The following is a 24,582-nucleotide window of genomic DNA, read 5'->3' as shown; positions in this document are numbered from 1 at the left end:
GCATCAGCAGCCGCGGCATCGACACGCGGCGTCGGCTGTCCGAGGGGTCCCCCACTTGTTTAGCCCCGGTATGACCATGACTGCTGACGACCGTATCAAACTCGAACCTAGCTGGAAGGAGGCACTGCGTGCTGAGTTCGACCAGCCCTACATGACAGAGTTGCGCAATTTTCTGCAGCAGGAGCGGGCGGCCGGCAAGGAAATCTACCCGCCGGGGCCGATGATTTTCAATGCCTTGAACTCGACGCCGCTGGAAAAAGTGAAGGTGGTGATCCTCGGCCAGGATCCGTATCACGGCCCGGGTCAGGCCCATGGCCTGTGCTTCTCGGTGCAACCGGGCGTGCCGGCGCCGCCGTCGCTGGTCAACATCTATAAAGAGTTGAAACGCGACCTGAACATCGACATTCCCACTCACGGCTACCTGCAGAGCTGGGCCGATCAGGGCGTGTTGATGATCAACACGACGATGACCGTCGAACGCGCCAACGCCAATGCGCACAAGGACAAGGGTTGGCAGTTTTTCACTGACCGGATCATTGAACTGGTCAGCGAGCGCCAACCGCATCTGGTGTTCATGCTCTGGGGCGCGCATGCACAGAGCAAGCAGAAGCTGATCGACGCGACCAAGCACCTGGTGCTGACGTCGGTGCATCCGTCGCCGTTGTCGGCTTATCGCGGGTTTTTGGGGTGTGGGCACTTTAGCCGGACGAACAAGTTTCTTGAGCAGAATGGCGAAACGCCGATTGAGTGGCGCTTGCCGCCTGTCGCGTAATCTCGTTCCCACGCTCTGCGTGGGAATGCCTCAATGGACGCTCTGCGTCCGCTTGGGACGCGGAGCGTCCCGGGCTGCATTCCCACGCAGAGCGTGGGAACGATCATGTAGGAGTGAGCCTGCTCGCGATGGGGGCAACTCGGTTTTATTCGGGATTGCGATTCCAGTACTTGAACAACGGCTCCGCCAGAAACAGCACAAACAACAACCGCATCACCTGCATCGCCGTCACCAGCGGCACTGACAATTGCAGCGTCTCCGCCGTCAGACTCATCTCGGCAATCCCGCCCGGCATCATGCCCAGCGTCAGCGAGCGCAGATCCAGATGGGTCAGCGCACTCAAACCCAGTGCCGCCAGTGTCGCAATCAACATGGTCAGCGCCGTGCCGATCAACGTCCGCCCCATGAATGAAGGCGCACGCCGAAAGAACTGCCGGTTGAAGTGACAGCCCAAGCCGCTGCCAATCAACCACTGGCCAATCTGGCTGCCACCATCCGGCAAACCAATGTGCAGATCCCAACCAATGCTCACCGCCGCACTCACCAGCAACGGCCCGAACAGCCACGGATTGGGTTGGCGCAAACGCTGCCAGAGCCACGCGAGCAAACCGCCCGCCGGAAACAGAATCGCCAGCCAGCGCCAATCGACGCTGCCAGCGTGAGAAATCGGGTTGCCGTCGCCGAGCAAATACTTGAACGCCGCCGGCACGCACAGCACCACCACCAACACCCGCAAACTTTGCCCCGCCGCCACATGGCTAAGCATCGCGCCATTGCGCGCGCCGAGATTGACCATCTCGCCGGAACCGCCGGGCATACTCGAGAAAAACGCCGTGGCGCGATCCTCACCGGTGCGGCGCATCAACCACACGCCGACCACTGCCGACACACTGGTGACCAGCGCACCGAAGAAGATCAAGCCGAAATGACTGAGCACCTGCTCCATCACCACCGGGGTGAAGTGCAGGCCAATGCCAATCCCGACGATCCACTGGCCACACTTGCGGCCGCCAGGAATCTCGGTGAGTTGCCACGGCGTCAGGCAGCGCACGAGGATGATCGCCAGCAACGAGCCGACCATCCATGGCAGTGGCCAGCCGATCTGGCTGGCGAGGTAACCGCCGAGCAGACCGACCAGCGGGGTTCCCCACCAGGATTTCAGTGAGGCGCGATCAAACATCGGCAATGGCGCGACGCGCGACCGAACGTTTGCGCCAGATGCGGATCAGCGGGAAGGCCAGCATCAGCGCGGTCAGCACCCAGACACCGAAGGTGATCGGGCTCGACCAGAGGATCTCCAGTGCGCCATTAGAGATCGACAACGCACGACGCAGGTTCTGCTCCATCAGACCGCCGAGGATGAAGCCCAGCAGTACCGGCGACAACGGGAAGTCGAGCTTGCGCAGGATGTAACCGAAGATGCCGATGCCGACCATCAGGAACAGGTCGAACGTGGTGGCGTGCACCGCATAAACGCCGATCCCGGTGATGATCGCGATCACCGGCACCAGGGCCCAGTTCGGCACGGCGAGGATGCGGGTAAAGATGCGGATCATCGGGATGTTGAGGATCACCAGCATGATGTTGGCAATGAACAACGAAGCGATCAGGCCCCAGACGATGTCCGGTTGTTGCTGGAACAGCAGCGGGCCCGGGGTGATGTTGTACAGCGACAGCGCGCCGATCATCACCGCTGTGGTGCCCGAACCTGGCACACCCAGTGTCAGCATCGGCACCAGTGCGCCACAGGCCGAAGCACCGATGGCGGTTTCCGGCGCGGCAAGGCCACGGGCATCACCCTGACCGAATTTGCCGCTGGCACCGGCGATGCGTTTTTCGGTCATGTACGCCACGGCGCTGGCCAGCGTCGCGCCAGCACCCGGCAACACGCCCATGATGAAGCCAAGCAGGCCGCAGCGAATGTTCACCACGAACACCGACGAGGCTTCCTTGAAGTTGAACATCATGCGCCCGGTGGCTTTCACCGCTTCCTGACCGCGATGGGTTTTCTCCAGCAGCAACAGAATCTCGCTGATCGAAAACAGGCCCAGCACCAGCACGACGAATTGAATGCCGTCAGTCAGGTGAATGTTGTCGCCGGTAAAGCGGTACACGCCGCTGTTGGCGTCGATGCCGACACTCGACAGGAACAGGCCGATCAACGCCGCAATGAAGGTTTTCAACGGTCGATCACCGGCCATGCCGCCGAGACAGACAATCGCAAACACCATCAACACGAAGTATTCCGCCGGGCCGAAGGCTATCGCCCATTTCGCCAGCAGCGGGGCGAACAGCACCATGCCGCAAGTGGCGATAAATGCACCGATGAACGAACTCCACGCCGACAACGACAGCGCTACACCGGCCAGACCTTTGCGGGCCATCGGGTAACCGTCGAGGGTGGTCATCACGGTCGATGCTTCGCCCGGAATATTCAGCAAAATCGAGCTGATCCGGCCGCCGTATTCGCAGCCCAGATACACCGCTGCCAACAGAATCAGCGCCGATTCCGGCGGCAAACCAAGAGCAAAGGCAATCGGGATCAGCAGTGCCACGCCGTTGATCGGGCCGAGGCCCGGGAGCAAGCCAACGACGGTGCCGATCAGCGTGCCGGTCAGGGCCGTGACCAAGTTGTACGGGCTCAGCGCGACGCCGAAGCCTTGGCCCAAATAACCGAGGGTATCCATATCAGTTCTCCAGCACGTCGAGCAGGCCAAGGGGCAGCGGAACGTCCATCACACGGTCGAACAGCAGGTACAGACCGATGGCCATCAGCGTGGTGACTACGATGCTCGGCATCCAGCGACCGCCATACAGGCGCGCCATCGGAATGCCGATGAGGATGCTGCTGAGGATGAAACCCAGCGGTTCGAACAGACCGGCGAACACCAGCAGCAGGGCGACGCAGATAGCAATCTTGGTCAGGGTTTCGCGATCCAGTGGCGGCTCGTCCTCGCTGTGTTTGATCGGTGCCGGGCGAAACACCATGTACAACAGTGCCGCGCCCATCAGGCCGAGCATCAGCAGCGGGAAGGCGCGCGGGCCGACCGGTTCGTAGGAAAAAGCCGCTTGGTACGGCCATGCCATCAGTGCCAGGCCGACACAGACCAGCAACAGCACCGAGGCGAAAATGCGTTGAATAAGCATGGGAGCTCCTGTGCCGCGTCCCCGCAATCGGGAACGCAGCCGCTAGACAGAGGCGATCACTGGATCAGGCCGAACTCTTTGGCCAGCACTTTGTAGTCGGCAACTTGCTTCTTCACGTAGGTGTCCAGCTCCGGGCCAGTCATGGCGAACGGGAACAGTTCACGCTGATCGCGCAGCTTGGCGAACTCGTCGGAGGCCAGCAGTTTGTCGAACGAGTCTTTCCACCAGGCGTAGTCTTCGTCGCTGACTTTTGGCCCCAGGTAGAAACCGCGCACCACTGGCCAGACGATGTCGTAGCCTTGTTCGCGAGCGGTCGGGATGTCTTTCATTTCCGGCTCGTCGAGACGCTTGTCGGAGAACACCGCGAGCAAACGCATGTCGCCACTTTGAATGTGCGGCATGGAGTCGGAGATGTCGGTACTGCCGACCTGGATGTGGCCGCCGAGCAGGGCGGTAGCGATTTCGCCACCACCTTCGAGGGCGACGTAACGCAACTCACGCGGGTTGATCCCGGCTGCCTTGGCGATCAGCGCGGTTTGCATCCAGTCCTGGCTGCCGACGGTGCCGCCGGAACCGATCACCACCGAGCCTGGATCTTTCTTCAGCGCTTGAACGAGATCGTCGAGGGTCTTGTAGGGCGAATCGCTTTTCACTGCGATGGCGCCGTAGCTGGTGCCGACGGCTGCTAGCCAACGCACGTTGGTTTCATCGAAACGACCAAACTTGCCTTGCGCCAGGTTCAGCAACGAACCGCTCGACCACGCGACCAGCGTGCCGGCATCGGCCGGACGCTGAGCGACCACCGCGTTGTACGCCACCGCGCCGACGCCACCAGGCATGTAGGTCACGCGCATCGGTTTGCTCAGCAGCTTCTGGTTGACCAGTGCGCTCTGCACCAGTTTGCAGGTCAGGTCAAAACCACCGCCGGGCGAGGCCGGGGCGATACACTCCGGACGTTTCGGTTCGGCCATCAACTGCCCGGCCACCAGCATCATGCCGGCCGCTAAAGCAACTTTACGCAGTGAAAAATTCATTGGTCTCTCCACAGATTTCTTGTTGTAAGGGCTTTTTGTGTAGGAGCTGCCGAAGGCTGCGATCTTTTGATCTTTTGATCTTCCGATCACAGCGCCAAGGCATTTCAATCAATTACCAAAGAGCAACGCTATAGCTCACCAGCAACCGCACTTCATCCGCATCGCGAGCCGAGTAATTGGAACGGTAAGTGGCATTCCTCAAACGCACGGCGACATCCTTCAAAGCGCCGCTTTGTACTACATATTTGATCTCGGTGTTGCGCTCCCACTCTTTGCCTTCCTCGCCGGTCTTGAGCTTGATGTTGTCACCGCTCAAGTAGCGGCTCATGAAGGTCAGGCCGGGGATGCCGAGTTTGGCGAAGTCGAAGTCGTAACGTGCCTGCCAGGAGCGTTCTTCCGCGCCGGCGAAGTCGTTGATCTGCACGAAGTTGACCAGGTATGGATCGCTGCCATCGACATACGGGAAGGCGCTATCGCCGGACATGTGTTGATAACCGGCGCTGAACTTGTGCCCGCTCAGCGCATAGCTGACCAGACCGTTGAGCGAGCGGTTGTCGATCTCGCCGCCACGGGCCGCGCCCTGATCATCACTGACGGCGAAACGCAGATCTGTGCCAAACGTGCCCGGGCCCATCGGCCGCGAGGCGACCAGGCCGAAGAAGTGCTGGTTGTAGACTTCGTCGAGTTGGGCGAAGTGGTAACTGCCGGTGATCTTGTCGGTGAACTTGTAATCGACGCCGCCAAAGTCGAAGTGCTTGCCGGCAGCGGTACCGGCGAAACGGCTGTTCTTGTTGTTGAGGGCAATGTCCTCGAAATCGGTGCTGTCGCGATCCTTGGCTTTCTCCAGTCGGCCACCGGTGAAGGTCAGGTTTTTGATCTCTTTGGAGGTCAGCAAACCACCTTCAAAGGTCTGCGGCAGGATGCGTCCGTCGTTCGGTTTGAGGATCGTTAGCTCAGGAATCAGGCTGCCGATTTTCAGTTCGGTGGCGGAGATTTTCACTTTGCCGGTCAGGCCGAGCTTGGAGTATTCGTCCGCCGCGCGTCCGTCATCGTGGGTCGGCAACAGGCCGGTGCCGGTGCGATCCGGGCTGGAATCGAGTTTGACGCCGAGCATGCCCAGCGCGTCGACACCAAAACCGACGGTGCCATCGGTGTATCCCGATTGCAGATTGAGCATGAAACCCTGGGCCCATTCGTCACGCTTGGATTGCTGGGCGCTGGTGCCATCGCGGAAGTCGCGGTTGAAATACATGTTGCGGGTTTCGAAGGTGGCGCTGCTGTCTTCAATGAAGTCGGCAAAACTCAGCGGCGAAAAACCGGCAAAGGCGGCGGCACTGGCGAGGGCGGTGTGGCTGAAACGGGAAGGGCGAACAGGCGTGAATGCCTGAGGCTGCATGGACGGCATGCGGGTGTACTCCGTTTATTGTTCTTATTGGTCGAAAACGCTTCGTGGCGTTTTTCGTATCGCTGTGTGGCAGCAGCGACGGCAGTCGGGACTGTCCGTGCGCCGACTCTAACCGGCTAACCTTTCACTAACCTTTCAGCTGACTTTCACGGTTTTCGGGCTTCACAGCGGCGGTTGCGGCTGTAAACTCCGCGGCAAAGAGTGGCGTCGGCCATCCCTGAACGAGGTAAAAATCCATGCGTGTCCTGCTCGTCGAAGACCATCTGCAACTGGCCGAAAGTGTTGCCCAGGCGCTCAAGAGCACCGGTCTGACCGTGGACGTGTTGCACGATGGCGTGGCCGCTGATCTGGCCTTGAGCAGCGAGGAGTACGCCGTGGCGATCCTCGATGTCGGCCTGCCGCGCATGGACGGTTTTGAAGTGCTGGCGCGGTTGCGCGCACGCGGCAAAAACCTGCCGGTGCTGATGCTGACCGCGCGCAGTGATGTGAAAGATCGCGTGCACGGTCTCAATCTCGGCGCCGACGATTACCTCGCCAAACCGTTCGAACTGACAGAGCTGGAGGCGCGGGTTAAAGCCTTGTTGCGCCGCAGTGTGCTCGGCGGCGAACGCCAGCAGCGCTGCGGTGTGCTGGCCTATGATCTCGACACACGACGCTTCACTCTTGGCGAAGATTTGCTGACGTTGACCTCTCGCGAGCAAGCCGTGCTTGAGGCGTTGATCGCCCGCCCGGGCCGCGTGATGAGCAAGGAGCAACTGGCCGCGCAGGTGTTCGGTCTCGACGAAGAAGCCAGCCCCGACGCCATCGAAATCTACGTGCATCGCTTGCGCAAAAAACTGGATGGTCAACCCGTAGCGATCGTCACCTTCCGTGGCCTCGGCTATCTGCTGGAAAGCCGTGATGCATAAGCCCAGCAGCCTGCGCTGGCGGTTGCTGTGGAACCTCGCGTTGTTGCTGGTGGTGTTGATGCTCGCCAGCGGATTGAGCGCTTACTGGAACGGTCGCGAAGCCGCCGACACTGCCTACGACCGCACGCTGCTGGCCTCGGCGCGCACCATCGCCGCAGGGTTGTCGCAACGCGATGGCAGCCTCAGTGCCGATGTGCCTTACGTGGCCCTCGATACCTTCGCCTACGACAGCGCCGGGCGTATCTATTACCAGGTCAACGACATCCATCAGAAGCTGATTTCCGGTTACGAAAATCTGCCAGGCCCGCCACCGGGCACGCCTCGAACTGACAGTTATCCGGCGCTGGCACGTTTTTACAACGCCACTTACAAGGGCCAAAACGTTCGCGTGGTCAGCCTGCTGAAAGCCGTTACCGAACCGAACATGAACGGCATGGCGGAAATCCGTGTCGCCGAAACCGACGAGGCGCGCGTGAGCATGGCGCGCAGTCTTGCCGCCGATACGTTGCTGCGTCTGGGCATGTTGGCGATTGGCGCGTTGCTGCTCGTCTGGTTCGCCGTCAGTGCGGCGTTGCGCCCGCTGGAGCGTTTGCGCACGGCGGTGGAAGAGCGTCAGCCCGATGATTTGCGGCCATTGCCGCTGGTGGAAGTGCAGCATGAGTTGTGGCCACTGGTGCGCGGGCTCAACCATTTCACCGAGCGGTTGCGCGTGCAGTTCGAGCGCCAAGCGCAGTTCATTGCCGATGCCGCGCATGAGTTGCGCACTCCGCTGGCCGCGTTGAAGGCGAGGCTTGAGTTGGGGCTGCGCTCGAACGAGCCCGAGACGTGGCGCACGACGTTGGAATCTTCAGCGCAAAGCACCGATCGCCTGACGCATCTGGCCAACCAGTTGCTGTCGCTGGCCCGTGTTGAAAACGGTGCGCGGGCGATTGCCGAGGGTGGCGCGCAGTTACTCGACCTTAGCCAGTTGGCCCGTGAATTGGGCATGGCCATGGCGCCGCTGGCGCACAAACGCGGTGTTGCGTTGGCATTGGAAGCGGACGAGCCGGTGTGGTTGCGCGGTGAGCCGACGTTGCTCAATGAGTTGCTGAGCAATCTGGTGGACAACGCTCTGGCGCACACACCACCGGGCGGCAATGTGATTCTGCGCGTGACGGCGCCGGCGGTGCTCGAGGTTGAAGACGACGGGCCGGGAATTCCGCTGGAAGAGCGTGATCGCGTGTTTGAACGGTTTTACCGGCGTAATCAGCAGGTGGCCGGGTCAGGGTTGGGACTGGCGATTGTCGGCGAGATTTGCCGGGCACATCTGGCGCAGATCAGTCTGCATGATGGCGAGGAGGCGGGGTTGAAGGTGCGGGTGAGTTTTGTTGCCGGGTGATTGCGACGCCTTTGATGGCCTCTTCGCGAGCAGGCTCACTCCTACATTGGAATGCGGTCTCCTGTAGGAGTGAGCCTGCTCGCGATGGCTTCACCAAGGTTTCAGATCAGTAAAACATCGACCGCGATTCTTCCAGATCCACGCACAGCGCTCTGTTCTCCGGATCAATCCCCAACTTCCTGAACGCAGGCACACTCGCCAGATCAATCCGCGCAAACGGATGGTCGGTGCCTTTACGGCAATGCAGATTCGCCACCTGCACCAGATCGACATAATCAATCTGCGTCGAATCGCGTTTGAAATCCTGATAACGCCCTGGCAATTCCACCAGCCGTTCCGGAAACTCCCAGACCCGCAGCAATTTGTCACCGAGCAACGGATGAATGCGGTCGATCACATGGTTGAGGCTGACCGGATCCGACAGCAACTCGTAGTGATCTTCGGCATACGTCAGAATTGGCAGCACACCAATCTGATGCACCAGCCCGCCCAGCGCTGCCTGATCCGGCTTGAGCTGGGTGTAACGGCGGCACAGCGCGTAGCTGACCCCGGCGATTTCCAGACTGCTGCGCCAGACTTCGCGCATCTTCTGTTCGACCACTTCGGAGCGGGCGTGGAAAATCTGCTCCATCACCAGACCGATCGCCAGGTTGCTGCTGTAGTTGATGCCCAGCCGAGTGATCGCGGTGTGCAGGTCGGTGACTTCCTGCGCGGCGCGCAGTAGCGGGCTGTTGACCACTTTGATCAGGCGCGCCGACAGCGCTGTGTCGCGACCGATGACTTTGCTCAGGTCGCTGACACTGATTTCCGGATCTTCGGCAGCCTTGCGAATTTGCAGGGCCACTTCCGGCAACGTTGGCAGAACCAGGTCATCGTTATCGATGGCCTCAACCAAATCCCGTTGAACCTTTTCCGCCAGTTCGCTCATTTGGACTCTCTAGGGTGTTGCAACCAGGCTGCGATCAACGCTGGATTTCGCGGTCGCGATCCAGTTCGTAGGGCAAATCGAGCACTTGCAACGCAGGCCCTTCAAGGCTGCCCAGATGCAGATCGCCCGCTTCGGCAGCTTCGGCCTGCAGCACCGCCAGGAGTTCAATGTTTTGCTCGGCGTTGGCGGCCAGCACCACTTCACCGATGGAGCTGTTGTGGCTCGGCGCGAACAGTTGTGTGCCCGGCTCTGGCAGTTCGCTCGCGTCTAGGCTCAAGCGATACAGGCGACGTTTTAGTTTGCCGAGGTACTGCATGCGGGCGACGATTTCCTGGCCGGTGTAGCAGCCTTTCTTGAAGCTCACGCCACCGACGGCTTGCAGATTGAGCATCTGCGGAATGAACAGCTCACGGGTGCTCGGCATGACCTGACCGATGCCGGCGCGGATCTGGCCCAGCAGCCATTGATTCAATGCGGCTTCTGGCAGTGCGGCGGACAGTCTGGATTTGATCGCATCGGCTTGATCGGCCGGTACCCACAGTTCCGCGCGATCCGGTGAGACGCGAATCGCGATCAACCCTTCGTTGCGCACGACGCTGTCGGTTTCTGCCGGCAAGTCCAGACCAAGGCTGTTCAGGGCAGCGTCAGCGTGCGCCAGACCAAAACGCACCCAGGCGGCGCTTTCGTCGTTCAGTTTCGATTTGGAGAACACCGCGTATTTTTTCAGATCGGCCAATTGCGGCTCGAGCAACTCGCTGGCCATCGCCAGCACCACGCCGTCACCTTCGAGCAGAATGCGGAAACTCGACTGCATCCGGCCTTTCTGCGTGCAGCGCGCGCCAAGGCTGGCCTTGGTGTCACTGAGGTAATTGAGGTTGCAGGTCAGCTGGCCTTGCAGGAATTTTCCGGCATCCGCGCCGCGAACCGCGAGAACGCCTTCATGAGACAGGGTGCAGAAAAAAGCAGAATCGGCCATGGGTCTTCGCAGGGTAAAAAGTCTGGGGCACATCATAAGGGTGCGTTGTTGAAATGGGTAGTTGATAAAGGATCGGTGGTGCCCGACCAAAGCCGACTGTGCGACCCGCTTGGGGGCTGTATACTTGCCGCCAAATTTGAGGAGGGCCCCATGGTCGAACAAGTTGAACTGAATCGCCTCTTTTGGCACAGCCGTCGCGGCATGCTTGAGCTTGACGTGTTGCTGGTGCCGTTCGTGAAGGAGGTCTACGCGACGTTGAATCAGGTGGATCGCGATCTGTATGTGCGTCTGCTGACGTGCGAGGATCAGGACATGTTCGGCTGGTTCATGGAGCGCAGCGAGTCTGAAGATCCGGAACTGCAGCGCATGGTTCGCATGATCCTGGATCGTGTCCAGCCCAAGTAATACGTTCGAATGCCGCTGGCATGCCTCACGGCAGTTGCTGGCGGCGTATCTGTTGGCCCAGGCGTTCGCCTTGGGTTCGTTGTTTCTTCTGTCTATTCCACTCTGGGCCCATCTGCTCGGGGCTTCTGCTTGTCTGCTGCATGGCGTTTGGGTATTGCCACGGCAGATTTTGCTCAGCCATCCAACAGCATTCTGCGGATTGCGCCGTGATGCCGATGGCTGGCAATTGTGGAATCGTGCGGATGGCTGGCAAGTGGTGCAGCTGCGCCCGGACAGTCTGGCGCTGCCATTGATCGTGGTGCTGCGCTTTCGTTTGCGCGGCGAGTGGCGGGTCAGATCGATCTGTGTGCCACGGGACTCGCAGGTCGCCGATGTGCATCGACGCCTGCGAGTGCGGCTCAAGTTCAGCCGGCGTAGGTGGGCGGTATCAGAATAGTGTCGAGCGCTTCGGGCAGCAGGTTCGGGTAGTCGAGGGTGTAATGCAGACCGCGACTTTCCTTGCGCTCCATGGCTGAGCTGATCATCAATTCCGCCACTTGCGCCAGATTGCGCAGCTCGATCAGGTCGCGGCTGACTTTATAGTTGCTGTAGAACTCGTCGATCTCGTCCAGCAGCAAACGCACGCGGTGCTGCGCCCGTTGCAGGCGCTTGTTGGTGCGCACTATGCCGACGTAGTCCCACATGAATCGGCGCAGCTCATCCCAGTTGTGCGCGATGATCACGTCCTCGTCGGAGTCGGTGACCTGGCTGGCGTCCCAGACGGGCAGGGCGCTTGGCGCATCGATATCGTCGAGTTGCGCAAGAATGTCCGCCGCCGCCGAACGGGCATAGACGAAGCACTCCAGCAGCGAGTTGCTGGCCATGCGGTTGGCGCCGTGCAGGCCGGTGAAGCTGGTTTCGCCGATCGCATACAAACCCGGCACATCGGTGCGACCTTGCTGATCGACCATTACGCCGCCACAGGTGTAATGCGCGGCGGGGACGACCGGGATGGGCTGTTTAGTGATGTCGATGCCGAAACCGAGGCAGCGCTCATACACAGTCGGGAAGTGGCTTTTGATGAATTCTTCGGGTTTGTGGCTGATGTCGAGATAGACGCAGTCGACGCCCAGACGCTTCATTTCATGGTCGATGGCGCGGGCGACGATGTCGCGCGGGGCCAGTTCGGCGCGTTTGTCGAAGCGATACATGAAGCGTTCGCCGTTGGGCAGCTTCAGATGGGCGCCCTCGCCGCGCAGGGCTTCGGTAATAAGGAAGCTTTTCGCTTGCGGGTGATACAGGCAGGTCGGGTGAAACTGGTTGAATTCCAGATTCGCCACGCGGCAGCCCGAACGCCAGGCCATGGCGATGCCGTCGCCGCAAGCGCCATCGGGGTTGCTGGTATAGAGGTAGACCTTGGCGGCGCCGCCCGACGCGAGGATCACGAATCGTGCGCCGTAGGTGTCGACTTCGCCAGTCTTGCGGTTCAGCACATAAGCGCCGAGGCAACGATCGCCGTCCATGCCCAACCGGCGTTCGGTAATCAGATCAACGGCAACCCGCTGTTCGAGTAGTTCGATGTTCGAACGCTCTTTGGCTTGGGCCAGTAAGGTTTTGAAGATGGCTGCGCCGGTGGCATCGGCGGCATGAATGATGCGTCGATGGCTGTGGCCGCCTTCGCGGGTCAGGTGAAATTCAAATCCACCGTCTTCAGTACCGGACTGTTCGTCGCGGGTGAATGGCACACCTTGGTCGATCAGCCACTGAATGGCTTCACGGCTGTGCTCGACGGTAAAACGCACGGCGTCTTCGTGGCACAGACCACCGCCAGCATTCAGGGTGTCGTCGACGTGGGATTCGACAGTATCGGTATCGTCCAGCACGGCGGCGACACCACCTTGGGCCCAGAAGGTCGAACCGTTGGCGAGATCGCCCTTGCTCAATACGGCAATGCGCAAATGACCCGGCAGGGTCAGCGCGAGACTCAAACCGGCAGCGCCGCTGCCAATGACCAGAACATCATGTTGGAATTGTTGGCTCATTACAGGATTCCGCTCAAAGCGACCCGGGTCGGGGGTGGCGCGATTCGCCTGGATCGGCGAGTCAAGTCAGCCACACAGCCCACTAGTATATAGAGGGGTGGGGCGGCACAATAGCCGGGCCTATATGGCATTGTGAAACTACTGTGACGGGAAAAACCGGGTGCTTCGTCGGAAGTTTTTTTCGCCGGTTTTGGGAAACGACGACTGTATCGGCGCTGAAACAGCCTTTTTCCGCCCAGGGTTGCCCAATGTCGGGTAGGCACGGCTATAAATAATTGGAACTTTTGCCAAAGGCCCAAGATCAATAGTCGGTGCCAGAAACAAGGGACGTGTCGGCTTCAGTGCGGAATCTGCGGTTGGATTCCTGCCCGGCGAAACCGATAACAAGATTATTCGCGCAGCCGGTTCATCCCGTGCTGCGTTTTTCGTGCGTGCCAAATCAGAGCCCGCAGGAAACTTGCCTGGAGGGGGAGAACTTTTGCGAAAAGCCCGAGTCTATGTTTGCAAGTCTGGTCGTTTAGTTATGCAAGTCTCCTTCGGGCTTATCGAGGAGTGTTCATGCTAACCCAGGAAGAGGATCAGCAGCTGGTCGAGCGCGTTCAACGCGGCGACAAGCGAGCTTTCGATCTGTTGGTGCTGAAATATCAGCACAAGATTCTCGGGTTGATCGTGCGTTTTGTGCACGACACCCATGAAGCCCAGGACGTGGCTCAGGAAGCCTTTATCAAGGCGTATCGAGCACTTGGAAACTTTCGCGGCGACAGTGCGTTTTATACGTGGCTGTACCGTATTGCCATTAACACGGCAAAGAACTACCTGGTTTCTCGCGGTCGTCGGCCGCCGGATAGCGATGTAAGTTCAGAGGATGCGGAGTTCTACGACGGCGATCACGGCCTCAAGGATCTCGAATCACCAGAACGTGCGTTGCTGCGGGATGAGATCGAAGGCACCGTCCATCGAACCATCCAGCAACTGCCAGAGGATTTGCGTACGGCGTTAACTTTACGTGAATTCGATGGTCTGAGTTACGAGGACATTGCGAGCGTCATGCAGTGTCCGGTGGGTACCGTGCGCTCCCGGATTTTCCGCGCTCGGGAGGCCATCGATAAAGCCCTGCAGCCGTTGTTGCAGGAAAACTGAGACAGCGGCGATAGCCAAGAGAGGAACGCCATGAGTCGTGAAGCCCTGCAGGAATCGCTGTCCGCAGTGATGGATAACGAAGCGGACGAACTGGAATTGCGTCGAGTGATTAATGCACTTGATGACGTCGAAACCCGTGAGACCTGGGCTCGTTACCAGATCGCTCGGGCAGCCATGCACAAGGATCTGCTGCTGCCACGTCTGGATATCGCTGCGGCAGTGTCTGCTGCGCTGGAAGACGAAACGGCTCCGGCCAAAGTATCCCGCAGCCCATGGCGCAACCTTGGCCGTCTGGCTGTTGCAGCCTCGGTAACTGTTGCCGTTCTGGCCGGTGTTCGCCTGTATAACCAGGACGAAATCGCTGGTGTGGAACTGGCTCAGCAAAGCAACCAGACAACCCTGGCCACCCCTCAGGTGAAAGGCCCGGCTGTTCTGGCAGGCTACAGCGAGAGCTCGGAAGCCACTGGCCCTATGGCCAACGGCGTACTGCAAGGTCAGCCAGGCTGGCACGATCAGCGTCTGCCAGGTTACCTGCGTCAGCACGCTCAGCAGGCTGCATTGAAAGGTACTGAAAGCGCGCTGCCATACGCACGTGCCGCAAGCCTGGAAAACCGTTAAGGAGGATCATGCGCGCCATACCTCTACTTTCGCTTCTGCTCAGTGGCTGGTTCATTGTTCCAGCCCATGCCGATGAGGCCCAGGACTGGTTGACCCGTCTGGGCCAGGCCGAGCAGCAGCAAAGCTTTCACGGTACTTTTGTTTACGAGCGTAACGGTAGTTTTTCTACCCACAACATCTGGCATCGCGTCCAGAACGGTCAAGTCCGCGAGCGTTTGCTTCAGCTCGACGGCTCGGCTCAGGAAGTCGTGCGCATTGATGGACACACTCAATGCGTCAGCGGCACCCTGATCGCGGGGCTGGGGGATTCTCCCAACTCGACCGCTCGTGCCCTGGATCCTAAAAAGCTGAAAAACTGGTATGACCTTGCTGTCATCGGCAAGTCGCGCGTGGCCGGTCGCGATGCAGTGATTGTTTCACTGACGCCTCGCGATCAGCATCGTTACGGTTTTGAATTGCATCTGGATAAGCAGACGGGCCTGCCGCTCAAGTCATTGCTGTTGAATGACAAGGGTCAGTTGCTCGAACGTTTCCAGTTCACCAGTCTCGATACCGACGAAGTCCCGTCCGACAAAGACTTGCAAGCCGATGCCGGTTGCAAGGCTGTGACGCTGGATAGCGACAAGGCCTCCGCCGTCAAGACCGCCCAGGTCTGGCGTTCGGACTGGTTGCCGCCCGGTTTCGAACTGACCAGCAGCACCTCGCACAAAGATCCGCAAACCAAAACACAGGTCAACAGCCTGATGTATGACGATGGCCTGGCACGTTTTTCGGTGTTCCTTGAACCGTTGAACGGCGCGACCGTCACCGACACCCGGACTCAACTGGGCCCGACCGTTGCCGTTTCCCGTCGCCTGACTACACCCGAAGGCGAAATGATGGTGACCGTGGTTGGCGAGATTCCAATCGGCACCGCCGAACGGATCGCCTTGTCGATGCGAAACGACAGTGCCGCCACCAGCAAGCAGTGAGCTGATTCCAGTCACTACCACTTCTTCGTCGAGACGGAGATGAAATGTTTGCTGAGCATTTTCATTTGCAAATACCCCGAAAATTTTTTATAGGTCAGAGCCTCACGGCTCTGGCCTTGTTGTTGTTCCTGGAATAAAAGCGCCAGCCTGTGGTTGCCGGTGATTCTTGTTCCATATCGCTTAAACCTGCTCGTCGTAACGGGAGCTGTATGTCGATACCTAGCTTGAAATCTTATCTGTCCATTTTCGCCACCGTGCTGTTGCTCGGTCAGGCAGTGCCTGCTGCGCAAGCGGCCGACTTGCCGGACTTCACGCAACTGGTCGAACAAGCGTCGCCGGCCGTGGTGAACATCAGTACCACGCAGAAACTGCCGGATCGCAAAGTGAACCAGCAGATGCCGGATCTGGAAGGCTTGCCGCCGATGCTGCGCGAGTTCTTCGAGCGCGGCATGCCGCCTCAGCAGCGCTCGCCGGGCGGTGGTGGTCGTCAGCGTGAAGCGCAGTCGCTGGGTTCAGGCTTCATCATTTCCCCGGATGGCTACATCCTGACCAACAATCATGTGATTGCTGATGCTGACGAAATTCTTGTGCGTCTGGCTGATCGCAGCGAAATGAAAGCCAAGCTGATCGGCACCGACCCGCGTTCCGACGTGGCCCTGCTGAAAATCGAAGGCAAAGACCTGCCAGTACTTAAACTCGGCAAATCCCAGGATCTGAAAGCCGGCCAGTGGGTTGTCGCGATCGGTTCGCCATTCGGCTTTGACCACACCGTGACCCAAGGCATCGTCAGCGCCGTCGGCCGCAGCCTGCCGAACGAAAACTACGTGCCGTTCATCCAGACCGACGTGCCGATCAACCCGGGCAACTCCGGTGGCCCGCTGTTCAACCTGAACGGTGAAGTGGTCGGCATCAACTCGCAGATCTACACCCGTTCAGGTGGCTTCATGGGCGTGTCGTTCGCCATCCCGATCGACGTGGCGATGGACGTTTCCAATCAGCTGAAGAGCGGCGGCAAAGTCAGCCGTGGCTGGTTGGGTGTGGTCATCCAGGAAGTGAACAAGGATCTGGCCGAGTCGTTCGGTCTGGAAAAACCGGCCGGTGCGCTGGTTGCACAGATTCAGGATGACGGCCCGGCAGCCAAGGGCGGCCTGCAAGTCGGCGACGTGATTCTGAGCATGAACGGTCAGCCGATCGTTATGTCTGCTGACCTGCCGCACCTGGTCGGCGCACTGAAGGCTGGCGCCAGAGCCAATCTGGAAGTGATTCGTGAAGGCAAGCGCAAGAACGTCGAACTGACTGTTGGCGCCATCCCGGACGAAGACAAAGAACTGGATGCACTGCCGAAGTCTGGCGCTGAAACCACCAGCAACCGTCTCGGTGTTGCCGTGGGCGAGCTGACCGCCGAGCAGAAGAAAACCTACGACCTCAAAGGTGGTGTGGTGATCAAGGAAGTGCAGGACGGCCCAGCTGCCCTGATCGGTCTGCAACCGGGTGACGTCATCACGCACCTGAACAACCAGGCCATCGGCTCCACCAAGGAGTTCGGCGAGATCGCCAAAGCGCTGCCGAAGAATCGTTCGGTGTCGATGCGCGTTCTGCGTCAGGGTCGTGCGAGCTTCATCACCTTCAAACTGGCTGAATAAACCAGCGGCAAGGTAAAAAACAAACCGCCTCGAAAGAGGCGGTTTTTTTGTGTCAGAAGATTTTGTGTTGCTGGATAAAACTCAGCCCATCATGTCCTTGATCATGCGTTCCTGCTCCATCAGCTCGCGCTGACGGGCATCGATACGTGACGACAACGGGAAGTTGTTACCCGCCTTGCGCTTGGCAAAGTCGAGCTGCTGAATCGCCTGACGGTAATCGCCAACCAGCGCGAAGTATTCGGCGCGAGCCTGATGCAAACCGATAATGTTGCCCGACAAACCACGGGTCTCGGCAACTTGGTACCAGACGTCCGGATCGTTCGGGCGCGACTTCAACAGACCTTCCAGTGCTTTCTCGGCATCGGCAGAGCGATTCTGCTTCAACAGTAAATCTACGCGAACCTGATTCAGCGGATAGTTGCCCGGATACTGCGTGAGCATGCGGTCGACACGCGACTGTGCGTCAGGCAGGCGATTGTTGGTGATGTCCAGATCGACCTGCGCGAGGTTGTAGATGATCTCGTTCGGCGATTTGGCCAGCAGTTGTTTCAGGTTCTCGCGAGCCTCATTCAACTGTCCACCCTTGATCTGCGCGATGGCCAGACCGTAGCGCGCCACATCGTTTTTCGGGTTTTCATCCAGCTGCGCGCGGAAACGCTTGGCGCCAAGGCCCGGGGTTTCTTCGTAGATCAACTGCACGCGTGCACGAATCAGCTGATAGCGCATGGTGTCTTCGATGCCGCCCGGTTTCGCCTGTTCGGCGCGGTTGCGGGTGTCGGCGATACGCGATTCTGTCACCGGGTGAGTCAGCAGAAATTCGGGTGGCTTGGCGTCGAAACGGTACTGACGCATCAAGCGTTCGAACATCGTCGGCATCGAGCGTGGGTCGTAACCGGCCTTTTCCAGATTGAGGATGCCGATGCGGTCGGCTTCCTGTTCGTTCTGCCGCGAGAACGTGCGTTGCGATTGAATCGCCGCTGCCTGGGTGCCGGCAATCGCGGCGATGCCGGCATCACCGCCACCGGCCGCCGCAATGACGATACCGGCCAGCAGCGCGGCCATCATCGGCACTTGCATACGCTGCGAGGCTTCGACGCCGCGAGCGAAGTGGCGTTGCGACAAGTGAGCCAATTCGTGCGCGAGTACCGAAGCGTATTCGCCCTCGGTCTGGGCATTGAGGAACAAACCACCGTTGACCCCGACCACGCCACCCGGCGCCGCGAAGGCGTTGAGCTGCGGGCTGTTGATCAGAATGAATTCGAGGCGTCGGTCAGTGACCTGGCTGGTCTCGACCAGTTTGTACACGCTGGACTCGACGTAGTCCTTGAGTTGCGGATCGTTGAGCTGCGAGACCTGGCTGCGCAGCATTGCCAGCCACGCGCGGCCAAGCTGGTATTCCTGTTGCGGTGAGACGATGGCAGAACTGGCGTCGCCGAGTGACGGCAGATCGTCGGCAAAGCCTGGTGAGGCGAGCAGGCAAGCGAGCGTCAGCAGGGTAGGGCGCAGAAAAGTCATGCACAAAGCCTTAGAAGACAAAGACCTTACTGTAGCCGGACACCGGGCCTGCGACCAGATATTCTAGGCAGCTCGACTATCTCGATCGGAGTGACGCAATGACTGACGCTGTAGCCCATGACGTGGAACTGGACGCCAGTGGCCTGAATTGTCCGTTGCCGTTGCTCAAGGCGAAAATGGAATTGAATAAAATGCAAAGCGGTGCGGTGCTCAAGGTGATCGCCACCGACGCCGGCTCGCACCGCGACTTCCGCACCTTTGCCAAATTGGCCGGTCATACGCTGCTGCTCGAAGAAGACGACGCGGGCGTTTACCGTTACTGGTTGAAAAAAGCCTGAAGCCGACAGCGTAAAACAACCTAAGGATTATTGATGTTCAAAGTGTTACGCGACTGGATTCAGCGCTACTTCTCCGACGAAGAAGCCGTGGTGCTGGCAGTGTTGCTGATTCTTGCCTTCACCGCCGTGCTCACCCTCGGCGGCATGCTCGCGCCGGTGCTGGCGGGGATGGTACTGGCGTATCTGATGCAGGGGCTGGTGGTCACGCTCGAACGCCTGCGCGTGCCGGGCGGCGTAGCCGTGGGATTGGTGTTTGCGCTGTTTATGGGCGTGTTGATGCTGTTTATTGTCGTGGTCATGCCGCTGCTCTGGCATCAGTTGATCACGCTGTTCAACGAACTACCGGGCATGCTTGCCAAGTGGCAGTCGCTGCTGCTGTTGCTGCCGGAGCGCTATCCGCATCTGGTCTCCGACGAGCAAGTACTGCAAGCCATCGAAGCGGCGCGCGGCGAGATCGGCAAGTTCGGTCAGTGGGCGCTGACGTTCTCGCTGTCGAGTCTGCCGCTGCTGGTGAACATCATGATCTATCTGGTGTTGGTGCCGATTCTGGTGTTCTTCTTCCTTAAAGACCGGGCCATGATCGGCGAGTGGGTGCGCGGTTATCTGCCGCGTGAGCGCGCGTTGATTACGCGGGTCGCGCAAGAAATGAACCGGCAAATCGCCAATTACATTCGCGGCAAGGTCATCGAGATCGTGATTTGTGGCGGCGTGACCTACATCGCTTTCGTCGCGCTCGGGCTCAATTACGCGGCGCTGCTGGCGTTGCTGGTCGGGATTTCGGTTGTGGTGCCGTATGTGGGTGCAGTGGTGGTCACGGTGCCGGTGCTGTTGATTGCGTTGTTCCAGTGGGGCTGGAGCGATCAGTTCATCTATTTGATGGCGGTGTACGGGATCATCCAGACGCTGGATGGCAACGTGCTGGTGCCGTTGCTGTTTTCCGAGGCGGTCAACTTGCATCCGGTGGCGATTATTTGCGCGGTGCTGTTGTTTGGCGGATTGTGGGGATTTTGGGGGGTGTTTTTTGCGATTCCGCTGGCGACGCTGTTCAAGGCAGTGTTGGATGCCTGGCCGCGCAAGGAGCCGGAAGTGGCGCCGTTGCTTTAAAGCAAAAGATCGCAGCCTTCGGCAGCTCCTACAGATTCGATTCCCGATCGCATATTTCGCGATGGCACGACTCCTGTAGGAGCTGCCGCAGGCTGCGATCTTTTGATCTTAGGCCTTGTTCAGTTCCTGAGCAGCAGCCAGAACAGCATCCACATGCCCCGGCACTTTCACACCGCGCCATTCCTGACGCAGCACACCGTCCTTATCAATCAGGAAGGTGCTGCGATCAACGCCCAGGTATTCCTTGCCGTACAGCTTCTTCAACTTGATCACGTCGAACAACTGGCAAACCGCCTCGTCCTTGTCGCTGATCAACTCGAAGGGAAATTCCTGCTTGCCCTTGAAGTTCTCGTGGGACTTCAGGCTGTCGCGCGAAATGCCGAAGACTTCGGTGTTGGCAGCCTTGAACGCTTCATGTTGATCACGAAAGCCCTGACCTTGAGTGGTGCAGCCCGGGGTGCTGTCCTTCGGATAGAAGTAGATCACCACTTGCTTGCCCTTGAGGGCAGACAACTTGACGGTCTGCCCGCTGGTGGCAGGTGCTTCGAAATCGGCAACCGGTTGGTCGATGACAACGGCCATGAAAGCTTCCTTACATTGGGTTCTGTGGGCGCCAAGGCTCGATCAGTGCGTCGAGATTCATTGCGTCGGAGAAATCGAGGAACTGGTCGCGCAGCCAACTGATCTGGGTGCCGGCCGGCAGGGTCACGGTGAACGTGGCGTTGAGCATGGTGCCGCCGGTCTGTGGCGCCTGATAGGTGTCGCAGGTCAGGTTTTCCAGCTCGACGTTGTGATCCATGAAGAACTGGCACAGCTCGTTGATGATGTCCGGGCGATACGCCGAACTCACATAAGCCACGTACGGCAGGGCTTGTGGACGATTTTCCAGCGGCGCGCTGCGCACCACGTTGGCGGTGAAAGCGTGTTTCTTCGCCAGACTCGGCAGACTGCCTTCGAGGCGGGCGAGGGCGTCCCAACTGCCGGTGATCTCGAGGATCAACGCGCTGCACTCGCCGTGGCGAGTCAGACGGGAGGTGACCACGGCGCAGCGATTTTCATGGCTGGCGCGGCACAGGACGTTAGTCAGCTCCATGGGGTTGGCGCCGAGGGCACTGATGACAAGGAATTGTTCGCGAACTGTGGGGGTGGACATGCAGCATTCCTAAAGCGATGAGCGGTCGGTAGGTGACGGACGCTGGTGGCCGGGGCGCGCCTGTTCTGGCTGTCCATGCAATAGACCCGGCAAGCGCTCGCGGCTCGCTCCACTATAGCGGGAGCGCGTCGATGCGACGCAGGAACGGGGTCTGGGAGGCCGAAAAGGGAGGCTGAAACCCGGCGTACAAGCTGATCGGTACCGATCAAAGTCTGAAGGGTAGCGAAAAGCGCGGCCAAGGGGAATGGCGGCAGCGCAGTACTTCGCTTGTGCAAGCATCTTGGCGCCAGTACCATTACCGCTCTCTTTTTCCGGCAGGAGCGGTTTCATGATTGCGGGCAGTATGGTGGCACTGGTCACTCCCATGGATGCACAAGGGCGTCTTGACTGGGACAGCCTCAGCAAACTCGTGGACTTCCATCTCAAGAACGGCACCCATGCCATTGTCGCGGTCGGTACTACCGGCGAGTCGGCAACCCTTGATGTAGAAGAACACATCGCCGTCATCAAAGCCGTGGTCAAACAGGTTGCCGGGCGCATCCCGGTCATCGCCGGCACTGGCGCCAACTCGACCCGCGAAGCCGTCGAGCTGACCCGCAACGCCAAAGAAGCCGGTGCCGATGCCTGCCTGCTGGTCGTTCCGTACTACAACAAGCCGACTCAGGAAGGCTTGTACCAGCACTTCAAACACATTGCTGAATCGGTCGACATTCCACAGATTCTCTACAACGTTCCGGGCCGCACGTCGTGCGACATGCAGGCCGAGACCGTGATTCGCCTGTCCACCGTGCCGAACATCATCGGTATCAAGGAAGCCACCGGCGATCTGAAACGCGCCAAAGCGATCATCGATGGTGTGAGCAAAGATTTCATCGTGCTGTCCGGCGATGATCCAACCGCCGTTGAACTGATCCTGCTGGGTGGTAAAGGCAATATCTCCGTGACCGCCAACGTCGCACCGCGCGAAATGGCCGATCTGTGTGAGGCCGCGCTGAAAGGCGACGCCGACACCGCACGGGCCATCAACGAAAAACTGATGCCGCTGCACAAAGACCTGTTCATCGAAGCCAACCCGATTCCGGTGAAGTGGGCTTTGGTTGAAATGGGCCTGATGCACGAAGGCATCCGCTTGCCGCTGACCTGGCTGAGCACACCTTGTCATGAAACGCTGCGCTCGGCCCTGCGCCAGTGCAGCGTCCTGGTTTAATTGAGGAAGTACAACGCATGAAGCGAATGGCCGGACTTTCCGCACTTGCCTTGATTATCTCCAGCACCAGTGGCTGCGGATGGGTCTGGGGCCCGGAAGGTTATTTCCGTGACCGTGGTAGCGATTACCTGGAAGCGCAACAGACTGCACCGATGCAACTGCCACCGGATGTCAGCACCTCCAAGCGTCTGGATCCGCTGCTGCCGATCCCGCGCAACGTCGCTGATGACACCGCCAAGGGCGAATACGTGGTTCCACGTCCTCAGCCACTGTCGGCCATCGCCGATGCCACCGACTACTCGCTGCAGAAGAGCGGCGATTCGCGTTGGGTCATGGCCCAGCATCCACCGGCCGAAGTCTGGCCAGTGGCGGTGCAATTCTTCCAGGACAACGGTTTCCGTCTGGATGAACAGCGTCCGCAAACCGGCGAATTCACCACCACCTGGCAGCATTCCGATGAGCTGTCCGCGTCGATGGCCAAGCGCCTGAGCGCGGCCGGCGTCGCCACTGACAGCGAAACCCGCGTCCGTGTGCGCATCGAGCCAGGCGTGCAGCGCAACACCAGTGAAATCTACGTGGTCAGCGCCGAGCGTCCTGCCGGCAGCACCGCCGATGTCGATTTCACCAACCGCTCGGTCAATACTGGCCTGGACGCTGCGCTGGTCGACGACATGCTCGCAAGCATGAGCCGGATCTCCGAGAAGGGCGGTTCGGTGTCGATGCTCGCTTCGCGTGATTTCGATACGCCGAGCCGTGTCAGCCTCAGCGAAGACGGCAGCGGCAACCCGGTGTTGAACGTCGGTACTGATCTGGATCGTGCCTGGTCGAGCGTTGGCCGTGCACTGGAACAAGGCGAATGGCGCGTTGAAGACATCAACCGCAGCCTCGGTCTGTACTACATCAACCTGGCCGAAAAAGCCGAGAAGAAAGACGACAAGCCTGGTTTCTTCAGCAGCCTGTTCGGCAGTGCGCCGACCAAGGAAGAAGTTGAATCCCGTGCCGAGCGTTATCAGGTTCGCCTGAGCAAGGTTGGCGAGAACATTCAGGTCACCGTCGAGAAAAACATCAACACCGTCGCGCCGGCTGAAGTGGCGCGTAAAGTGCTGAGCGTGATTCAGGACAACCTGGGCTGATCAACCATGCGTTTTGCCGTTCTCGGCAGCGGTAGCCAAGGGAACGGCACGCTGATCGCCAGTGCTGATACGTATGTGCTGGTGGATTGTGGTTTTTCCCTGCGGGAAACCGAAAAACGCCTGTTGCGCCTGGGTGTGAACCCGGCGCAACTGAGCGCGATACTCGTAACCCACGAACATGCCGACCACGTGCATGGCGTGGGTTTACTGTCTCGGCGCTACAATCTGCCGGTCTACCTCAGTCGCGGCACACTGCGCGGGATGCGCAAACCGATTGAACCCGCAGGCTTGCTGGCCGGCGGCGAGCAACTGCAGATCGGTGCACTGAACATCGGGGTCATTGCCGTGGCCCACGATGCGCAGGAACCGACCCAGTATGTCTTCAGTGATCAAGAGCAGCGGCGCTTCGGCCTGCTGACCGATCTGGGTTCTTACTGCGAGCGGGTGCTGGACGGTTATCGGGATCTCGATGCGTTGATGATCGAGTCCAACCATTGTCGTGACATGCTGGCCCGTGGGCACTACCCGTACTTTCTCAAGCAGCGGGTGGGCGGCGAGCTGGGACATTTGAACAACCATCAGGCGGCTTTCCTGGTGTCCGAGTTGGGCTGGCAGGGCTTGCAACACCTTGTCCTGGCTCATCTGAGCAGCAAGAACAACATGCCGCAGCTGGCCCGGCAATGTTTTGTCGACACCCTCGGGTGCGACCCGGACTGGCTGCAACTGGCCGATCAAGATTCAGGGCTCGACTGGCGCCACCTCGCCTAGCCCACCTCCTTAGCATGC

At 59.5% G+C, this 24,582-nt stretch carries 25 protein-coding genes; 14 read left to right on the top strand and 11 right to left on the bottom strand.

Annotated features, from left to right (window positions below):
- The first annotated feature begins 76 nt into the window (after positions 1-76).
- The gene (gene ung / locus ACIP66_RS07205) at positions 77-772 is read left to right on the top strand and encodes a uracil-DNA glycosylase (RefSeq protein WP_053118204.1); all 696 of its coding nucleotides are present in this window, start codon (positions 77-79) and stop codon (positions 770-772) included.
- A gap of 145 nt (positions 773-917) precedes the next feature.
- Here the strand turns inward: ung and ACIP66_RS07200 are convergent, their stop codons facing one another.
- From ACIP66_RS07200 to ACIP66_RS07180, 5 genes are all read right to left on the bottom strand, one after another.
- Positions 918-1,952 carry an AbrB family transcriptional regulator gene (locus ACIP66_RS07200; protein WP_400646632.1) on the bottom strand — a complete coding sequence of 345 codons (1,035 nt, stop codon included), beginning with the start codon at positions 1,950-1,952 and terminating at the stop codon, positions 918-920.
- Positions 1,945-3,459 carry a tripartite tricarboxylate transporter permease gene (locus tag ACIP66_RS07195; RefSeq protein ID WP_400646629.1) on the bottom strand — a complete coding sequence of 505 codons (1,515 nt, stop codon included), beginning with the start codon at positions 3,457-3,459 and terminating at the stop codon, positions 1,945-1,947. Before ACIP66_RS07195 ends, ACIP66_RS07200 begins: the two co-directional genes overlap by 8 nt.
- Position 3,460: 1 nt before the next feature.
- Complete coding sequence (locus ACIP66_RS07190; protein WP_053118040.1) at positions 3,461-3,919, bottom strand: tripartite tricarboxylate transporter TctB family protein; 459 nt, start codon at positions 3,917-3,919, stop codon at positions 3,461-3,463.
- A gap of 56 nt (positions 3,920-3,975) precedes the next feature.
- The gene (locus ACIP66_RS07185) at positions 3,976-4,953 is read right to left on the bottom strand and encodes a tripartite tricarboxylate transporter substrate binding protein (RefSeq protein WP_159814190.1); all 978 of its coding nucleotides are present in this window, start codon (positions 4,951-4,953) and stop codon (positions 3,976-3,978) included.
- 112 nt (positions 4,954-5,065) lie between these two features.
- Complete coding sequence (locus tag ACIP66_RS07180; RefSeq protein ID WP_400646625.1) at positions 5,066-6,358, bottom strand: OprD family porin; 1,293 nt, start codon at positions 6,356-6,358, stop codon at positions 5,066-5,068.
- A gap of 236 nt (positions 6,359-6,594) precedes the next feature.
- Here ACIP66_RS07180 and ACIP66_RS07175 point away from each other — a divergent pair, with 236 nt between their 5' ends.
- Positions 6,595-7,266: a response regulator gene (locus tag ACIP66_RS07175; protein ID WP_008083565.1), complete on the top strand. Its 672-nt coding sequence runs from the start codon at positions 6,595-6,597 to the stop codon at positions 7,264-7,266.
- A complete protein-coding gene (locus ACIP66_RS07170) occupies positions 7,259-8,644 on the top strand; it encodes a sensor histidine kinase (protein ID WP_282355984.1) in 1,386 nt (461 codons plus the stop codon). Before ACIP66_RS07175 ends, ACIP66_RS07170 begins: the two co-directional genes overlap by 8 nt.
- A gap of 106 nt (positions 8,645-8,750) precedes the next feature.
- Here ACIP66_RS07170 and ACIP66_RS07165 read toward each other — a convergent pair whose 3' ends face one another.
- Complete coding sequence (locus ACIP66_RS07165) at positions 8,751-9,572, bottom strand: HDOD domain-containing protein (RefSeq protein WP_212545216.1); 822 nt, start codon at positions 9,570-9,572, stop codon at positions 8,751-8,753.
- A gap of 34 nt (positions 9,573-9,606) precedes the next feature.
- Complete coding sequence (locus ACIP66_RS07160) at positions 9,607-10,548, bottom strand: YgfZ/GcvT domain-containing protein (RefSeq protein ID WP_400646620.1); 942 nt, start codon at positions 10,546-10,548, stop codon at positions 9,607-9,609.
- 150 nt (positions 10,549-10,698) lie between these two features.
- Here ACIP66_RS07160 and ACIP66_RS07155 point away from each other — a divergent pair, with 150 nt between their 5' ends.
- Both ACIP66_RS07155 and ACIP66_RS07150 read left to right on the top strand, forming a co-directional pair.
- The gene (locus ACIP66_RS07155; protein WP_053118052.1) at positions 10,699-10,953 is read left to right on the top strand and encodes a succinate dehydrogenase assembly factor 2; all 255 of its coding nucleotides are present in this window, start codon (positions 10,699-10,701) and stop codon (positions 10,951-10,953) included.
- On the top strand, positions 10,937-11,389 hold the full coding sequence (locus ACIP66_RS07150; protein WP_400646617.1) for a protein YgfX: 453 nt from the start codon (positions 10,937-10,939) through the stop codon (positions 11,387-11,389). Before ACIP66_RS07155 ends, ACIP66_RS07150 begins: the two co-directional genes overlap by 17 nt.
- Here the strand turns inward: ACIP66_RS07150 and nadB are convergent.
- Entirely contained in the window at positions 11,358-12,974 is a 1,617-nt protein-coding gene (gene nadB / locus ACIP66_RS07145) for an L-aspartate oxidase (RefSeq protein ID WP_159814179.1), read from the bottom strand. The two genes, ACIP66_RS07150 and nadB, sit on opposite strands and share 32 nt — an antisense overlap.
- A 558-nt stretch (positions 12,975-13,532) precedes the next feature.
- Here nadB and rpoE point away from each other — a divergent pair.
- The 4 genes from rpoE to ACIP66_RS07125 all read left to right on the top strand — a co-directional run bounded on the left by rpoE (position 13,533) and on the right by ACIP66_RS07125 (position 17,346).
- On the top strand, positions 13,533-14,114 hold the full coding sequence (gene rpoE / locus ACIP66_RS07140; RefSeq protein ID WP_003172477.1) for an RNA polymerase sigma factor RpoE: 582 nt from the start codon (positions 13,533-13,535) through the stop codon (positions 14,112-14,114).
- 30 nt (positions 14,115-14,144) lie between these two features.
- The gene (locus tag ACIP66_RS07135) at positions 14,145-14,732 is read left to right on the top strand and encodes a sigma-E factor negative regulatory protein (RefSeq protein ID WP_053118059.1); all 588 of its coding nucleotides are present in this window, start codon (positions 14,145-14,147) and stop codon (positions 14,730-14,732) included.
- Positions 14,733-14,740: 8 nt separating this feature from the next.
- The gene (locus ACIP66_RS07130; RefSeq protein WP_053118061.1) at positions 14,741-15,703 is read left to right on the top strand and encodes a MucB/RseB C-terminal domain-containing protein; all 963 of its coding nucleotides are present in this window, start codon (positions 14,741-14,743) and stop codon (positions 15,701-15,703) included.
- 209 nt (positions 15,704-15,912) lie between these two features.
- Positions 15,913-17,346 carry a DegQ family serine endoprotease gene (locus tag ACIP66_RS07125; protein WP_400646610.1) on the top strand — a complete coding sequence of 478 codons (1,434 nt, stop codon included), beginning with the start codon at positions 15,913-15,915 and terminating at the stop codon, positions 17,344-17,346.
- Between the two features lie 81 nt (positions 17,347-17,427).
- Here the strand turns inward: ACIP66_RS07125 and ACIP66_RS07120 are convergent, their stop codons facing one another.
- Positions 17,428-18,861, bottom strand: a complete 1,434-nt coding sequence (locus ACIP66_RS07120; protein WP_053118065.1) for a M48 family metalloprotease — start codon at positions 18,859-18,861, stop codon at positions 17,428-17,430.
- Positions 18,862-18,959: 98 nt separating this feature from the next.
- On the opposite strand from ACIP66_RS07120, the gene ACIP66_RS07115 reads away from it, so the two are divergent.
- Entirely contained in the window at positions 18,960-19,199 is a 240-nt protein-coding gene (locus ACIP66_RS07115; protein ID WP_400646607.1) for a sulfurtransferase TusA family protein, read from the top strand.
- Between the two features lie 33 nt (positions 19,200-19,232).
- On the top strand, positions 19,233-20,303 hold the full coding sequence (locus tag ACIP66_RS07110; RefSeq protein ID WP_282356012.1) for an AI-2E family transporter: 1,071 nt from the start codon (positions 19,233-19,235) through the stop codon (positions 20,301-20,303).
- 108 nt (positions 20,304-20,411) lie between these two features.
- Here ACIP66_RS07110 and ACIP66_RS07105 read toward each other — a convergent pair whose 3' ends face one another.
- Together ACIP66_RS07105 and ACIP66_RS07100 are read right to left on the bottom strand one after the other, a co-directional pair.
- Positions 20,412-20,885 (bottom strand): peroxiredoxin, encoded by a 474-nt coding sequence (locus ACIP66_RS07105; RefSeq protein WP_159814175.1) that lies wholly within the window; start codon positions 20,883-20,885, stop codon positions 20,412-20,414.
- A gap of 10 nt (positions 20,886-20,895) precedes the next feature.
- The gene (locus ACIP66_RS07100; RefSeq protein ID WP_053118073.1) at positions 20,896-21,456 is read right to left on the bottom strand and encodes a glycine cleavage system protein R; all 561 of its coding nucleotides are present in this window, start codon (positions 21,454-21,456) and stop codon (positions 20,896-20,898) included.
- A gap of 328 nt (positions 21,457-21,784) precedes the next feature.
- Here ACIP66_RS07100 and dapA point away from each other — a divergent pair, with 328 nt between their 5' ends.
- Genes dapA through ACIP66_RS07085 form a run of 3 tightly spaced genes read left to right on the top strand, consistent with a single transcriptional unit; the run spans position 21,785 to position 24,564 of the window.
- Positions 21,785-22,663 carry a 4-hydroxy-tetrahydrodipicolinate synthase gene (gene dapA, locus ACIP66_RS07095; RefSeq protein WP_007911392.1) on the top strand — a complete coding sequence of 293 codons (879 nt, stop codon included), beginning with the start codon at positions 21,785-21,787 and terminating at the stop codon, positions 22,661-22,663.
- 17 nt (positions 22,664-22,680) lie between these two features.
- Positions 22,681-23,796 (top strand): outer membrane protein assembly factor BamC, encoded by a 1,116-nt coding sequence (gene bamC / locus ACIP66_RS07090; protein ID WP_053118076.1) that lies wholly within the window; start codon positions 22,681-22,683, stop codon positions 23,794-23,796.
- Between the two features lie 6 nt (positions 23,797-23,802).
- Positions 23,803-24,564, top strand: a complete 762-nt coding sequence (locus ACIP66_RS07085; protein WP_400646601.1) for an MBL fold metallo-hydrolase — start codon at positions 23,803-23,805, stop codon at positions 24,562-24,564.
- Positions 24,565-24,582 lie beyond the last annotated feature (18 nt).

Origin of the sequence: Pseudomonas sp. NPDC088429 (assembly GCF_044753305.1) — a bacterium.
GTDB classification, from domain to species: Bacteria; Pseudomonadota; Gammaproteobacteria; order Pseudomonadales; family Pseudomonadaceae; genus Aquipseudomonas; species Aquipseudomonas rustica.
This window is presented reverse-complemented; position numbering and strand designations above follow the sequence as displayed.

What these genes read in the sequence shown, in the direction of transcription:
- rpoE (WP_003172477.1), top strand. Translation starts at nt 13,533, where the DNA reads ATGCTAACCCAGGAAGAGGATCAGCAGCTGGTCGAGCGCGTTCAACGC.
- ACIP66_RS07195 (WP_400646629.1), bottom strand. Translation starts at nt 3,459, where the DNA reads ATGGATACCCTCGGTTATTTGGGCCAAGGCTTCGGCGTCGCGCTGAGC.
- ACIP66_RS07185 (WP_159814190.1), bottom strand. Translation starts at nt 4,953, where the DNA reads ATGAATTTTTCACTGCGTAAAGTTGCTTTAGCGGCCGGCATGATGCTG.
- ACIP66_RS07085 (WP_400646601.1), top strand. Translation starts at nt 23,803, where the DNA reads ATGCGTTTTGCCGTTCTCGGCAGCGGTAGCCAAGGGAACGGCACGCTG.
- ACIP66_RS07130 (WP_053118061.1), top strand. Translation starts at nt 14,741, where the DNA reads ATGCGCGCCATACCTCTACTTTCGCTTCTGCTCAGTGGCTGGTTCATT.
- ACIP66_RS07120 (WP_053118065.1), bottom strand. Translation starts at nt 18,861, where the DNA reads ATGACTTTTCTGCGCCCTACCCTGCTGACGCTCGCTTGCCTGCTCGCC.
- dapA (WP_007911392.1), top strand. Translation starts at nt 21,785, where the DNA reads ATGATTGCGGGCAGTATGGTGGCACTGGTCACTCCCATGGATGCACAA.
- ACIP66_RS07105 (WP_159814175.1), bottom strand. Translation starts at nt 20,885, where the DNA reads ATGGCCGTTGTCATCGACCAACCGGTTGCCGATTTCGAAGCACCTGCC.
- ACIP66_RS07165 (WP_212545216.1), bottom strand. Translation starts at nt 9,572, where the DNA reads ATGAGCGAACTGGCGGAAAAGGTTCAACGGGATTTGGTTGAGGCCATC.
- ung (WP_053118204.1), top strand. Translation starts at nt 77, where the DNA reads ATGACTGCTGACGACCGTATCAAACTCGAACCTAGCTGGAAGGAGGCA.
- ACIP66_RS07100 (WP_053118073.1), bottom strand. Translation starts at nt 21,456, where the DNA reads ATGTCCACCCCCACAGTTCGCGAACAATTCCTTGTCATCAGTGCCCTC.
- ACIP66_RS07175 (WP_008083565.1), top strand. Translation starts at nt 6,595, where the DNA reads ATGCGTGTCCTGCTCGTCGAAGACCATCTGCAACTGGCCGAAAGTGTT.
- ACIP66_RS07110 (WP_282356012.1), top strand. Translation starts at nt 19,233, where the DNA reads ATGTTCAAAGTGTTACGCGACTGGATTCAGCGCTACTTCTCCGACGAA.
- ACIP66_RS07180 (WP_400646625.1), bottom strand. Translation starts at nt 6,358, where the DNA reads ATGCCGTCCATGCAGCCTCAGGCATTCACGCCTGTTCGCCCTTCCCGT.
- ACIP66_RS07135 (WP_053118059.1), top strand. Translation starts at nt 14,145, where the DNA reads ATGAGTCGTGAAGCCCTGCAGGAATCGCTGTCCGCAGTGATGGATAAC.
- ACIP66_RS07115 (WP_400646607.1), top strand. Translation starts at nt 18,960, where the DNA reads ATGACTGACGCTGTAGCCCATGACGTGGAACTGGACGCCAGTGGCCTG.
- bamC (WP_053118076.1), top strand. Translation starts at nt 22,681, where the DNA reads ATGAAGCGAATGGCCGGACTTTCCGCACTTGCCTTGATTATCTCCAGC.
- ACIP66_RS07155 (WP_053118052.1), top strand. Translation starts at nt 10,699, where the DNA reads ATGGTCGAACAAGTTGAACTGAATCGCCTCTTTTGGCACAGCCGTCGC.
- ACIP66_RS07125 (WP_400646610.1), top strand. Translation starts at nt 15,913, where the DNA reads ATGTCGATACCTAGCTTGAAATCTTATCTGTCCATTTTCGCCACCGTG.
- ACIP66_RS07200 (WP_400646632.1), bottom strand. Translation starts at nt 1,952, where the DNA reads ATGTTTGATCGCGCCTCACTGAAATCCTGGTGGGGAACCCCGCTGGTC.
- ACIP66_RS07170 (WP_282355984.1), top strand. Translation starts at nt 7,259, where the DNA reads ATGCATAAGCCCAGCAGCCTGCGCTGGCGGTTGCTGTGGAACCTCGCG.
- ACIP66_RS07190 (WP_053118040.1), bottom strand. Translation starts at nt 3,919, where the DNA reads ATGCTTATTCAACGCATTTTCGCCTCGGTGCTGTTGCTGGTCTGTGTC.
- nadB (WP_159814179.1), bottom strand. Translation starts at nt 12,974, where the DNA reads ATGAGCCAACAATTCCAACATGATGTTCTGGTCATTGGCAGCGGCGCT.
- ACIP66_RS07160 (WP_400646620.1), bottom strand. Translation starts at nt 10,548, where the DNA reads ATGGCCGATTCTGCTTTTTTCTGCACCCTGTCTCATGAAGGCGTTCTC.